Below are 12,742 nucleotides of genomic sequence, written 5' to 3' on the forward strand. Positions count from 1 at the left end.
TCGCGACGGTTATTCGTCACCGCTCGCGGGAACGATGGCTGCCGTGACCTCGCCCGAATCTCCCCCACCCGCCGCGCCGCCCGCCCCGGAGAACGAGAGCGTCGGCACCGTCGTCCTCGCCGGCCTGGCGAACCTGCTGATCGCGGCCGCGAAGCTGGTGGCCGGCCTCTTCTCCGGCTCGGCCGCGATGCTCTCCGAGGCGGCGCACTCCCTCGCGGACACGGTCACCGAGGTCTTCCTGTACGTGGCGCTACGCCGGGGTGGCCGTCCGGCCGACGAAGAACACCCGTTCGGGTACGGCAAGGAGAGCTGGGTCTGGGCGTTCATCGCCGCCCTCTTCACCTTCGTCGGCGGCGCCGGGTTCTCGATCTACCACGGCGTGACGACCATCGTGCACGGGGCGCAGAGCGGGGCGTTCCTGGCGTCGTACGCCGTCCTCGCGGTGTCGTTCGTGGCCGAGGGCGCGTCGTTCCTGAAGGCCCGCCGCCAGGTGCGCACCGCCTCCGAGCGCTGGAACACCACGGCACGCCGGTTCCTGCGCCTCACCCCGGACACCACCGTCAAGGCGGTCTTCTTCGAGGACTCCGCCGCGCTGATCGGCCTGGTGGTGGCCGCCCTCGGCCTCGGGCTCACCCAGCTCACCGGGAACGAGGTCTGGGACGGCGCCGCCTCGGTGGTGATCGGCGCGCTGCTGCTCGTGGTGGCGTACGTGCTGGCCCGCAGCAACGTGTCGCTGCTGGTCGGCCGGGCCGTCCCGCGCCGGATGCACCAGCAGATCGCCGAGGACCTGCGCTCGATCCCGGTCGTCACCGCGGTACCGACCCTGTTCACCATGCAGATCGGCCCCGGCGACATCCTGGTCGCCGCCAAGGTCGACTTCGACGACGACGTACCCGGCAAGGAGATCGAGGACGCCTCCGACGAGGCCGAACGCCGGTTGCGGGCCCGCTATCCCGAGATCCGGTACGTCTTCCTCGACCCGACCCGCGGCACGGCCGGACGCGACCACATCCACGGTGGCGCCGACCTCTGACCCACCCCGTCGGCACCCCGGCGACCGGCTTGTAGGGTCCCCGCATGGTGCGTTGGCGATCCGGGACGGTCCTCACGGTACGGCGGACCTGGCGCGGGGCCGTCGAACTGGACGTCGAGACCGGCGACGGGCCGCTGCGGGCCCTCGCCTACCCCGAGCTGGTCGGCTCCCCCGAGCCGGGCGACCGGGTGCTGCTCAACGTCGGCGCGCTGGTGATGGGCCTCGGCACCGGCGGCTACGCGCTGGTGGTCGCCCTCCCCGACCGGCTGCCCCCGGACCCGGTCGACGACGGCACCACGCGCGACGGCGGCCACCTGGTCAAGGCCCGGTACACCCCGCTCCAGGCGATCCTGCTCGGCGTCGACGAGGAGGCCTCCCCGCACCGCGCGGTGATGGCCGCCGCCGACTCGATCGAGGGGATGCCGGTCGTCCTCGCCGACCTGCACTCCGCGCTGCCCGCCGTCGTCGCCGGCATCCGGGCCGACCGTCCCACCGCCGCCATCGCGTACGTCATGACCGACGGCGGCGCCCTCCCCGCCTGGTTCTCCCGGACGCTGGACGGCCTCCGCGACCACCTGGCCGGCACGATCACCACCGGTCAGGCGTTCGGCGGCGACCTCGAGGCGAGCACGGTGCACACCGGGCTGCTCGCCGCCCGCCACGTGCTGCGCGCCGACGTGACGGTCGTGTCCCAGGGCCCCGGTAACCTCGGCACCGGCACCACGTGGGGTTTCTCCGGCGTGGCCCTCGGCGAGGCCGCCAACGCCGTCGCGGCCCTCGGCGGCCGGCCCGTGGGCTCCCTGCGCATCTCCGACGGCGACGGGCGCGACCGTCACCGGGGCGTCTCCCATCACAGCCTGACGGCGTACGGAAGAGTGGCTCTGACCCGTCTTGACCTGGTCCTTCCCGAGGGCCTGGCACCGGAACTGGCCGCCGAGGCCGAGGCCGCCGTGGCGCCGCTGACCGCACGGCATCGCCTGGTCCGCGTGCCCGCCGACGGCCTGGACGAGGCCCTGCGTGCCAGCCCCGTCCCGCTGTCGACGATGGGCCGCAAGCTGGACCAGGATCACGGCTACTTCCTCGCCGCCGCGGCCGCCGGTCGCCACGCCGCCGGGCTCCTCGCCGCGCCATCGGCCTGACGCCCGGCCCACCCGGCCCTCCGCCCGGCCCCTGCCCGGCCCACCCGGCCCTCCGCCCGGCCCCTGCCCGGCCCACCCGGCCCTCCGCCCGGCCCCTGCCCGGCCCACCCGGTCTCCGCCTGGCCTGCCCGGCCCAGCTCGCTGCCTGACCTCAGCCCAGCTTGCGGACCAGGGTGACGCCGTCACGGACCGGGAGCATCACCGACTCGACGCGGGAGTCCGCCACGATCAGGTCGTTGACCGTGGCGATCGCCTGGTCGGCCGGGTCCTCCGGGTGCAGGACCCGGCCGTCGCGGAGCACGTTGTCCAGGACCAGCAGGCCGCCCGGGCGCAGGCGGGTCACCAGTTCGGCGTAGTAGTCCGGGTAGCTCGCCTTGTCCGCGTCGATGAACGCGAAGTCGATCGCCGGTTCGGCGGGCAGCGCGCGCAGCGTCTCGACGGCCGGGGCGAGGCGGAGGTCGATGCGGTCCTCGAGGCCGGCCTTCGCCCAGTACTGCCGGGCGACCGTGGTCCACTCCGGGGAGACGTCGCAGGCCAGCAGCCGACCGCCGGGCCGGAGCCCGCGGGCGATGCAGATCGACGAGTAGCCGGTGAAGACGCCGACCTCGACCGCGTTCGTCACACCGGTGAGCCGGACCAGCATCGTCAGCAGCGCCCCTTCGTCGTGGGCGATCTGCATGCCGGCGGCGCCCCCGAACGAGGCGTGGGTCTCGGCCGCCAGGTCGCGGAGCAGGTCGTCGGCGGGGGTGCAGTGGGCGAGCAGGTAACCACCGATGCCGGGCGCGAGAATTCCAGTCATACCGGCAGCTTCCACCAGATTCGATCCCGCCGCAGCCCCGTGGTGCCCCTTCTCACCCTCCCCGGCAGCGCCCCTTCCCCCTCCCGCGCACCACCCGGCGAACCCGGCGCGGGAGAAGCGCCGGGTGCAGACGAACGGCACCGAGAAGCGCCGGATCCACACGAACGGCACCGAGAAGCGCCGGATCCACACGAACGGCACGGGACGGGCGGCACGCGTACACGATCAGCCGGGAGAAGGGGCGCGAGATGGCGCCGGGTCGCGATGCCGACCGGAAAGGATCAGGCCGGCGAGGCAGGGATCAGCCGAGGGCGACCGGAAAGGATCAGCGGGGACGGCAACCGGCGAACCGTGGGAGTGGAGAGCGATCGGATCAGGAGGTGACGATCAGGTAGATCCAGCCGGCGAGGAAGAGGCCGAGGATCGACGCCATCAGCCAGGTGGGGATCTTGTGGTTGCCCGACTTGGCGTTGCGGACGTCCTGGCGGATCCGCTCCCGGCGGCGGTCGACGCGCCCACGGCGGACGTCGGCCTCGGTGCGCTCGATGGGCTCCGGCTGACCGGGAACTGGCGATGTCATAACCCGGCCAGCGTAGCCGACGTGGCTGAGCCACCCCGACGCTGAGCCGCCCCGACGCCAGCGGCGCCGGAGCGACTCGACGAACGATCACATGCTGGCGATCAGGCGCTCCACCCGCTCGTCGTACGCCCGGAACGGGTCCTTGCAGAGGACCGTGCGCTGGGCCTGGTCGTTGAGCTTGAGGTGCACCCAGTCGACGGTGAAGTCGCGCCGCTTCTCCTGGGCGTGCTTGATGAACTCGCCGCGCAGGCGGGCCCGCGTGGTCTGCGGCGGCGTCTCCTTGGCCTCGAAGATCTGCAGGTCGTTGGCGATCCGGTCGACCTGATTGCGCTTCTCCATCAGCGCGTAGAGACCGCGGCCCCGGCGCACGTCGTGGTACGCCAGGTCGAGCTGGGCGACCCGGGGGTGCGACATCGGGATGTCGTGCTTCGCCTGGTAACGCTCGATCAGCTTGTACTTCGACACCCAGTCGATCTCGCGCGCAACCGGGTCGAGGTTCTCGCTCTCGATCGCGTCGAGGACCCGGCCCCAGAGCTCGACGACGCGCTTGGCGACCGGGTCGCCGCCGCGGCGCTCGACGAACTCGATCGCCTTCGAGAGGTACTCCCGCTGGATCTCCAGCGCGGAGACCTCCTTGTTGTTCGCCAGGCGGATCTTGCGGCGGCCGGTGATGTCGTGGCTGACCTCGCGGATGGCCCGGATCGGGTTCTCCAGCGACAGGTCGCGCATCACCACGCCCGCCTCGATCATCCGCAGCACGATGTCCGCGCTGCCGACCTTGAGCAGGGTGGTGACCTCGTTCATGTTGGAGTCGCCGACGATCACGTGGAGGCGGCGGTAGCGCTCCGCGTCGGCGTGCGGCTCGTCGCGGGTGTTGATGATCGGCCGCGAACGGGTGGTGGCGCTGGAGACGCCCTCCCAGATGTGCTCGGCGCGCTGGGAGAGGCAGAACACGGCGCCCCGCGGCGTCTGCAGCACCTTGCCGGCGCCGCAGATCAGCTGTCGGGTGACCAGGAACGGGATGAGCACGTCGGCGAGACGGCCGAACTCCCCGTGCCGGCTGACCAGGTAGTTCTCGTGGCAGCCGTACGAGTTGCCGGCGGAGTCGGTGTTGTTCTTGAAGAGGTAGATCTCCCCCGCGATGCCCTCGTCGTGCAGACGCTTCTCCGCGTCGACGAGCAGGCCTTCGAGGATCCGCTCACCGGCGCGGTCATGGGCGACCAGATCGGTGACGGAGTCGCATTCGGGGGTCGCATACTCAGGGTGGGAACCGACGTCCAGGTAGAGGCGTGCGCCGTTGCGGAGGAACACATTGCTGCTGCGACCCCACGACACCACTCGGCGGAACAGGTAGCGGGCCACCTCGTCCGGCGACAGCCGCCGCTGCCCCCGATAGGTGCACGTGACTCCGTACTCGGTCTCGAGGCCGAAAATTCGCCGTTCCATGTCAGAACACTAGCCGTAATCGACCCGTCTGCGTCAGTCTCCACAGGGGCTTTCTGCCGCGACCTTTCTGCGTCGCTTCCGCTCCTTTTTCCTGTACGCGCACAGCAGAGCGACCCGGCGACCCCACTCCTTCGCCGGCCCGCTCTCGCCGCCCGGGGCGTCCCGCTCTGCCGCCGCGGACGCCCCGACGGCCCGTGCTCACCGGGGCGGGCACGACGATCCGCGCCCGCCCCGGTCACACCTCAGGACTCGTCCGAGCCCGTCTCGCCCGCGGTCTCCGCCGTCTCGGACGCCGCCGAGATCGTCGGCTTGGCCTCGCCCGGCGACGGCGGCGCCGCGTCGGTCTCACCCAGGTCCGCCTCGGCCACCGCCTGGTGTCCGAGCAGGCTGGTCAGCGCCGCGTCCGCGATCCGGCGGAAGGCCCGGCCCGGACGGCGCCGGTCCAGGACCGCGACCTCCAGCTGCTTCGCCTCGAGGGTGCGGGTCTGACCGTTCTCGCCGCCCACGCTGCCCAGCGCCTCGGCCGCCAGGGCCAGCGCGGTGGGCAGGTCGGCGGCGGTGTCGTGCCGCTCCTTGAGGACGGTGGCGATCGCCTCGGACTGGCCGCCCATCGCCATGAAGCCCGGCTCGTCGAGCGCCGAGCCGTCGTACATGATCCGGTACAGCTCGTCCTGCTCCGGCGTCGCGCCGACCTGCGCGACGCAGATCTCCACCTCGTACGGCTTCTGCGTCTCGGAGAAGATCGAACCGAGCGTCTGGGTGTACGCGTTCGCCAGCGCCCGCCCGGTGACGTCCCGCCGGTCGTACGTGAGCCCGATCATGTCGGCCATCCGCACGCCGGCCCGGCGCAGGTTCTCGAACTCGTTGTACCGGCCGACCGCCGCGAACGCGATCTTGTCGTAGATCTCGCTGATCTTCCGGAGGGTGGTGATGTTCTCGGCGACCAGCAGGATGCCGCCCTCGTACGTGAGCACCACGGCCGACCGGCCGCGGGCGATACCCTTGCGGGCGTACTCCGAGCGGTCCCGCTGGACCTGCTCCGGAGATGCGTAGAACTGCATGGCCACGGTGGTATCTCCTAACCTCTCGACCGCTAGCGGATCAACCGCCCGGGTTCTCCATGCGTCCCTGGACGACCCGTTCGGCCACCGTGGTGATCTCTTCGTCGCTCAGCCGGGTGGTGCCGTTCGCCGTCGCGGTCATCACCACCGGGTAGATCTTGCGGGTCAGGTCCGGCCCGCCGGTCGCGGTGTCGTCGTCCGCCGCGTCGTAGAGCGCCTCGACCGCCAGGACGATCGCGTCCTCGGTGCTCACGCCGGCCCGGTACTTCTTCTTCAGCGCCGACTTGGCGAAGAGCGACCCGGAGCCGATCGCCTCGTAGCCGGTCTCCTCGTAGAGGCCGCCGGCCACGTCGAAGCTGAAGATGCGCCCGGCCCGCGACGCGTCCACCGGGGACAGGTCGAAGCCCGCGAAGAGCGGGACCACGGCCAGGCCCTGCATGGCGGCGCCGAGGTTGCCACGGACCATCGCGGCCAGCCGGTTCGCCTTGCCGTCGAGCGAGAGCATGGCGCCCTCGGTCTTCTCGTAGTGCTCCAGCTCCACCTGGAAGAGCCGGATCAGCTCGATGCCGATGCCCGCGGTCCCGGCGATGCCGATCAGCGAGTACGCGTCGGCCGGGTGCACCTTCCTGATGTCCCGGCTGGCGATCAGGTTGCCCATGGTCGCGCGCCGGTCGCCGGCCATCACCACACCCTCGGCCGTCGCGATCGCAATGATCGTGGTGCCGTGCGGCGCCACATCGCCGCCGGAGAGCCCCGGCGGGAGCGGCCGTCGCCCGGGCAGAAGCTCGGGGGCAGCCACAGTCAGGAACTGCGTGAAGGAGGACGTCCCCGTGTTGATGAAGAAATCCGGTAGACGCCCGGATGGATCAAAGCCCGTCGCCACGTGGTTCCTTTCAGGTACGTAATCGCATTGGCGAGGAGAACCGGGTCGTCCCGGAACTGCCCGAGCCCGCCGTTGCAGTTGAAGCACAATATCCCGCGCACCCACCCGGTGCGATGATCGTGATCTACGTGTTGCGGGTCGGCCGCCCCACAGATCGCACAGACCCCACCCTGCTCCGCCAACAGCTCATCGAACTCAGCCTGACCGATGCCGTAGCGGTGCCGCAGGTGATACTCCCTCGTGCTGCCGTGATGTCGAACCTTGGAGGCGACACCCTTCGCCGTGTGGCACGGCAGGCAATACGAGTGATAGCCATCGCGTTTGGCTTTGGTCCGGGTGAACTCCGCCAATGGCTTGATCTCTTCGCATGACGGACACCACTTCGACCCATCCGGGACCGGGACCGGTGACTGCCGACGCTCCTTGATCCCACGCTTCCGGCGGCTCGTCTCCGAACGTTGCGCGGCGCACTGCCGGCAATAGAAAGCCAAGCCGTCAGAGCGCCGGACGTTGCGGTGGAATTCAGTCACCGGCAACGTCCGGCCGCATTGAGGGCAGTCTTTGAACTCCGCATGCCCTAAATCGGACAATGCGGGTCACTCCCCCCCTTTTTGGACGTATCCCCTCACGAACTCTTCGGCGTTCTCCTCGAGGACGGAGTCGATCTCGTCGAGGAGGTCGTCGACGTCCTCGGTGATCTCGGCGTGCCGTTCGGCTACCTCAGGGTTGGCCTCGACGGTGACGTCCTCGACCTCAGAATCGGTGTGGCCCTTGCTGCTCTGCGACTGACCACCGGTGTCTCGGGTTGCCATGGATGTCCCCCTTCTCAGCCACCCGAAGTACTGCAACATCGGGTTGGGAAAAACCTACCTCGCCGGTGTGACGAAACGCCCCCTCGGTTCGGGTGTTTCCTTACCGGCTTGTGATCACCTCGAGCAGGTCCTTCGCGCTCTCACAGGTATCGAAGAGGGCTCCGACGTGCTTCTTCGTGCCGCGCTCGGGTTCCATCATCGGTACCCGGACGAGGGACTCGCGCCCGACGTCGAAGATCACCGAGTCCCAGCTGGCGGCGACCACTTCGGAGGCGTACTGCGCGAGGCACCGGCCACGGAAGTACGCGCGGGTGTCCTCCGGCGGCTCGTACATGGCGCGCTGGGTCTCCTCCGGGTCGAGGAGCGTCTTCATCGAGCCCCGCGCGACCAGGCGGTGGTACAGGCCCTTCTCCGGACGTACGTCGGAATATTGAAGATCGACGAGCTGAAGCTTCGGCGAGGACCAGCCCAGGTTCTCCCGATCGCGGTAGCCCTCCAGCAGGCGCAGCTTGGCCACCCAGTCGAGGGTGTCCGAGCAGAGCATCGGGTCGCGGCCGAGCTTGTCGAGCGCGTCCTCCCAGCGGTCGAGCACGTCGGTGGTCTGGTCGTCGATGTCGGCGCCGTAGCGCTCGTCGACGAAGGCCCGGGCCCGCTCGTAGTACGCCCACTGCAGGTCCAGCGCGGTGAGGCGGCGGCCGTCGCGCAGCCGCATCAGGTGGGTGAGCGTGGGGTCGTGACTGACCGCCTTGAGCTCGCTGACCGGGTCGGCGATGCCCAGCTCGCCGGTGAACACCTTCTCCTCGATCATGTTGAGCACCAGCGCGGTGGTGCCCACCTTGAGGTAGGTGGCGATCTCCGAGAGGTTGGCGTCGCCGATGATCACGTGCAGCCGGCGGTACTTGTCGGCGTCGGCGTGCGGCTCGTCGCGGGTGTTGATGATCGGCCGCTTCAGCGTGGTCTCCAGGCCCACCTCGACCTCGAAGAAGTCGGCGCGGGAGGAGATCTGGAAGCCGGAGCCGGAGCCGTCCTGGCCGAGCCCGACCCGCCCGACACCGGTGAAGATCTGCCGGGTCACGAAGAAGGGCGTGAGGTGGGCGACGATGTCGGCGAAGGCGGTCTGCCGGCGCATCAGGTAGTTCTCGTGGGCGCCGTACGACGCGCCCTTGTTGTCGGTGTTGTTCTTGTACAGCTGGATCCGGTGCGCGCCCGGGATGCTGGCCGCCCGGCGGGACGCCTCGGCCATCACCCGCTCGCCGGCCTTGTCCCACTTGACCACGTCGAGCGGGTTGGTGCACTCGGGGGTGCTGTACTCGGGGTGGGCGTGGTCGACGTAGAGCCGCGCGCCGTTGGTGAGTATCACGTTGGCGAGGCCCAGATCCTCGTCGGCCAGGGCCTCGGCCGGGTCGTACGCCGCGCCGGAGTAGGTGAACCCGCGGGCGTCGCGCAGCGGGGACTCCTCTTCGTAGTCCCAGCGCGCGCGGCCGTTGCGGTTGAGTTCGGGGCGGGCGCCGTAGGCGTTGACCACCTGGGAGGACGTGACCATCGGATTGGCACCGGGCTGACCGGGCACCGAGATGCCGTATTCGACCTCGGTCCCCATAATCCGTCGAACGCTCATGCGACCACCCTGTCCGCCACGAAGCCGAGCCTGCTCATGCATCGAGCCTAGACGCTTTCGCGTTGCTTTCCGACGCTGCGCGTGCGCGGCGCGGCACCTTCCGTGGTGCTCTTGCCCACCGACAGGCGCCGTCCGAGGGCCCGGCCGGGCAGTTCGACCCACCGATGGACCACCCAGGCGCAGGTCAGCGAGCCGGCCGTGAAGCCGAGGCCGACGGCGAGCGGGCCGTCGAGGAAGCGCGCGGCCAGGCCGAGTACCACCACATGGAGCAGATAGAGGGGATAACTCACCTCGCCCAGCCAGGTCAGCACCCGGGGGACGGCATGCCGGCGCAGGGCGTTCGCGGCTGCGAAAGTGGTGGCCACGGCGACGCTCACCGCGGTCCACCGCATGAGGTCGAGCTGGCTGCCGCCGCGGACCCAGTCCTGCAGCGACACGCCGGTGAAGACCAGCCCGAGCACGACGACGGCCGCCTCCCGGCGGATCCGGCCGTGCTGCAGGCGATGCACCACAGTCCCGGCGAACATCACCGCGAGGAGCTGGGTGGCCTGGGCCGAGGAGGCACTGACCACCCGGCCACTCGCATGTCCCGCGACCAGGGGGAGGAGGACCATGACGACGCCCAGGGCACCCGCCGGCCGATGCCACCCTTTCGCGTACGCGACCAGGGCCGCCCCGAGCAGGACCGTGAGAAGCACCGCCACCACGCGCAGGTCGGCGCCGCACCACCCGTTCGGCAGGGCCGGCCCGGCGAGCAGGGCGATCAGCGTGAGCCCCGCCGCCCACCAGGCGCTGTCCCGATGGCGGTGCCACGCGAACAGCCCGGCCACGATCAGGTAGAAGACCATCTCGAAGGAGAGCGTCCAGAACGGACGGACCAGTCCACGCTCGCCGAGGAACTCGTGGAGCATCGTGAGATGGGCGAGGGCGCCGGTGCCGCTCAGGTCCGGCGTACGGCCGAAGACGGTGAGGGAGACGCTCAGCGCGACCACGACGGTGGTGAGGTATGCCGGGTAGATCCGGAAGATCCGGCCCGTCCAGAAGCGGCGCAGGTCGCCGTGCCGCTCCAGCGACATCGGGATGACGTATCCGCTGACCAGGAAGAAGAGCAGGACGGCGTACTTGCCGGCGTCGAAGTGGCGATAGATCGCGAGGTGCCGCTCGGTGCCGATCAGAAACGGACTGGCGTGGAAGAGCGCGACGACCACCGCGGCATAACCGCGCAGGGCGTCGAGCCACGCGAGACGAGGGGCCGCCGCAGTGCCGGGCTCGGCCTCACAGACGGGCTCGGCCTCACAGACGGGCTCGGCCTCACAGACGGGCTCGGTCTCGGGACGGGGTGCTGCTGAAGTCACTCAGAGGTAACGAGAGCCGGGGCGAGGGGAAACCCCGCCCCGGCTCCACGCCGTGCTTCTCAGCGCCCCGGAGTGCGGGCGCGCGATGCCTTACAGGTACTGACCGGTGTTGCTGGCGGTCTCGATGGACCGGCCGGCCTCGGTGCCCTTGCCGCCGGAGACGAGCGTGCGGATGTAGACGATCCGCTCGCCCTTCTTGCCGGAGATGCGGGCCCAGTCGTCCGGGTTGGTGGTGTTCGGCAGGTCCTCGTTCTCCCGGAACTCGTCGACGCAGCTGTCCAGCAGGTGCTGGAGTCGCAGGCCCTTCGTACCGGAGGTGAGGAACTCCTTGATCGCCATCTTCTTGCCGCGGTCGACGATGTTCTGGATCATCGCGCCGGAGTTGAAGTCCTTGAAGTACAGGACCTCCTTGTCACCGTTGGCGTAGGTGACCTCGAGGAAGCGGTTCTCCTCGGTCTCCGTGTACATCCGCAGCACGACCGCCTCGATCATCGCGGCGACCGTGGCGGCCCGGTTTCCGTCGTGCTCCTTGAGGTCGTCCTCACTGAGCGGCAGGTCGGAGAGGATGTACTTGGCGAAGATGTCCTTCGCGGCCTCGGCGTCCGGGCGCTCGATCTTGATCTTCACGTCGAGGCGGCCGGGGCGCAGGATGGCCGGGTCGATCATGTCTTCCCGGTTCGAGGCGCCGATCACGATCACGTTCTCCAGGCCCTCGACGCCGTCGATCTCGCTGAGGAGCTGGGGGACGATGGTGTTCTCCACGTCGCTGGAGACGCCGGAGCCACGGGTCCGGAAGATCGAGTCCATCTCGTCGAAGAACACGATCACCGGGGTGCCCTCGCCGGCCTTCTCGCGAGCCCGCTGGAAGACCAGGCGGATGTGCCGCTCGGTCTCACCCACGTACTTGTTCAGGAGCTCGGGGCCCTTGATGTTGAGGAAGTAGCTGGTGTGCTTCTCCTCGCCACGCCGCTCGGCGATCTTCTTGGCCAGCGAGTTGGCCACCGCCTTGGCGATCAGGGTCTTACCGCAGCCGGGCGGGCCGTAGAGCAGGATGCCCTTCGGCGGGCGCAGCTGGTGCTCCCGGAACAGGTCGGCGTGGAGGAAGGGCAGTTCCACGGCGTCACGGATCTGCTCGATCTGCGAGTGGAGGCCGCCGATGTCGGTGTAGTCGACGTCGGGCACCTCCTCCAGGACGAGCTCCTCGACCTCACTCTTCGGGATCCGCTCGTACGCGTACGCCGAACGGGGCTCGATCATGAGCGAGTCGCCGGCGCGCAGCTTGGTGATCTCCAGTGAGTCGGCGAGGAAGACGATCCGCTCCTCGTCGGCGTGCGAGACCACCAGCGCCCTGTCGCGGGGGCCGCCGGACGGGTTGTCCAGCACCTCCTTGAGCAGGACGACCTCGCCGGTGCGCTCGAACCCGAACGCGTCGACGACGTTGAGCGCGTCGTTCAGCAGGACCTCCTGGCCCCGCTGGAGCTCGTCGGCGGCGAGGGACGGCGAGACCGCCACCCGCAGCTTGCGACCGCCGGTGAACACGTCCACCGTGCCGTCCTCGTGTGCCGACAGGAACACGCCGTAGCCGCTGGGCGGCTGGGCTAGCCGGTCAATCTCTTCCTTGAGAGTGACGATCTGGGTCCGGGCTTCCTTGAGGGTCGCCACGAGCCGCTCGTTGTTCTCGGTCACTCGGGCCAGCTGCGCCTGCGTTGCCGCGAGCCGTTCCTCAAGCTGCCGGACGTGTCGGGGGCTCTCGGTCAACTTCCGCCGAACCAGAGCGAGTTCCTCTTGCAGGAACGCGACCTGGCTGGAGAGATCGTTGGCCTCTTTCTCCCATCGTGCGGCGCGGGAGTCCGCTTCGTCGCTACGTGCCACGTCCCACCTCCCCGGGGGGCTCGAACGTCTTGGCTCAACACTAGCCGTTGCGAGGCGGTTTTCGACCCATGCAACACCCTCGTCACTGAGTCTTGATCGATTCGCCCCACCGCACCCGAGCCGGTCGGTCAGGGTTCGGGTACC

General features: G+C 69.7%; 12 protein-coding genes. 2 read left to right on the forward strand and 10 right to left on the reverse strand.

Annotated elements, in window-relative coordinates; genetic code table 11:
• The first annotated feature begins 43 nt into the window (after positions 1–43).
• Positions 44–1,033: a cation diffusion facilitator family transporter gene (locus AB0M08_RS23545; RefSeq protein ID WP_364496928.1), complete on the forward strand. Its 990-nt coding sequence runs from the start codon at positions 44–46 to the stop codon at positions 1,031–1,033.
• A gap of 44 nt (positions 1,034–1,077) precedes the next feature.
• Complete coding sequence (locus AB0M08_RS23550) at positions 1,078–2,172, forward strand: DUF3866 family protein (protein WP_364496929.1); 1,095 nt, start codon at positions 1,078–1,080, stop codon at positions 2,170–2,172.
• Between the two features lie 151 nt (positions 2,173–2,323).
• Here AB0M08_RS23550 and AB0M08_RS23555 read toward each other — a convergent pair whose 3' ends face one another.
• The 10 genes from AB0M08_RS23555 to arc all read right to left on the reverse strand — a co-directional run bounded on the left by AB0M08_RS23555 (position 2,324) and on the right by arc (position 12,598).
• Positions 2,324–2,971, reverse strand: coding sequence for a class I SAM-dependent methyltransferase (locus AB0M08_RS23555; RefSeq protein ID WP_364496931.1), 648 nt, complete (start codon positions 2,969–2,971; stop codon positions 2,324–2,326).
• Positions 2,972–3,344: 373 nt separating this feature from the next.
• On the reverse strand, positions 3,345–3,551 hold the full coding sequence (locus tag AB0M08_RS23560; protein ID WP_364496933.1) for a hypothetical protein: 207 nt from the start codon (positions 3,549–3,551) through the stop codon (positions 3,345–3,347).
• 87 nt (positions 3,552–3,638) lie between these two features.
• A complete protein-coding gene (gene pafA, locus AB0M08_RS23565) occupies positions 3,639–4,997 on the reverse strand; it encodes a Pup--protein ligase (RefSeq protein WP_364496935.1) in 1,359 nt (452 codons plus the stop codon).
• Positions 4,998–5,239: 242 nt separating this feature from the next.
• Positions 5,240–6,064 carry a proteasome subunit alpha gene (gene prcA, locus AB0M08_RS23570; RefSeq protein ID WP_364496937.1) on the reverse strand — a complete coding sequence of 275 codons (825 nt, stop codon included), beginning with the start codon at positions 6,062–6,064 and terminating at the stop codon, positions 5,240–5,242.
• 34 nt (positions 6,065–6,098) lie between these two features.
• Positions 6,099–6,941 (reverse strand): proteasome subunit beta, encoded by an 843-nt coding sequence (prcB, locus tag AB0M08_RS23575; RefSeq protein WP_364496938.1) that lies wholly within the window; start codon positions 6,939–6,941, stop codon positions 6,099–6,101.
• Entirely contained in the window at positions 6,860–7,471 is a 612-nt protein-coding gene (locus AB0M08_RS23580) for an endonuclease VII domain-containing protein (protein WP_364496939.1), read from the reverse strand. The genes prcB and AB0M08_RS23580 overlap by 82 nt, the downstream gene beginning before the upstream one ends.
• A gap of 66 nt (positions 7,472–7,537) precedes the next feature.
• Positions 7,538–7,753, reverse strand: a complete 216-nt coding sequence (locus tag AB0M08_RS23585) for a ubiquitin-like protein Pup (RefSeq protein ID WP_364497102.1) — start codon at positions 7,751–7,753, stop codon at positions 7,538–7,540.
• A gap of 100 nt (positions 7,754–7,853) precedes the next feature.
• Complete coding sequence (dop, locus tag AB0M08_RS23590; RefSeq protein WP_364496941.1) at positions 7,854–9,371, reverse strand: depupylase/deamidase Dop; 1,518 nt, start codon at positions 9,369–9,371, stop codon at positions 7,854–7,856.
• Between the two features lie 47 nt (positions 9,372–9,418).
• Complete coding sequence (locus tag AB0M08_RS23595) at positions 9,419–10,726, reverse strand: acyltransferase (RefSeq protein WP_364496943.1); 1,308 nt, start codon at positions 10,724–10,726, stop codon at positions 9,419–9,421.
• Positions 10,727–10,816: 90 nt separating this feature from the next.
• A complete protein-coding gene (gene arc / locus AB0M08_RS23600; RefSeq protein ID WP_364496946.1) occupies positions 10,817–12,598 on the reverse strand; it encodes a proteasome ATPase in 1,782 nt (593 codons plus the stop codon).
• Between the last annotated feature and the right edge of the window lie 144 nt (positions 12,599–12,742).

It is taken from the genome of Actinoplanes sp. NPDC051851 (assembly GCF_040681165.1).
Lineage (GTDB): Bacteria > Actinomycetota > Actinomycetes > Mycobacteriales > Micromonosporaceae > Actinoplanes.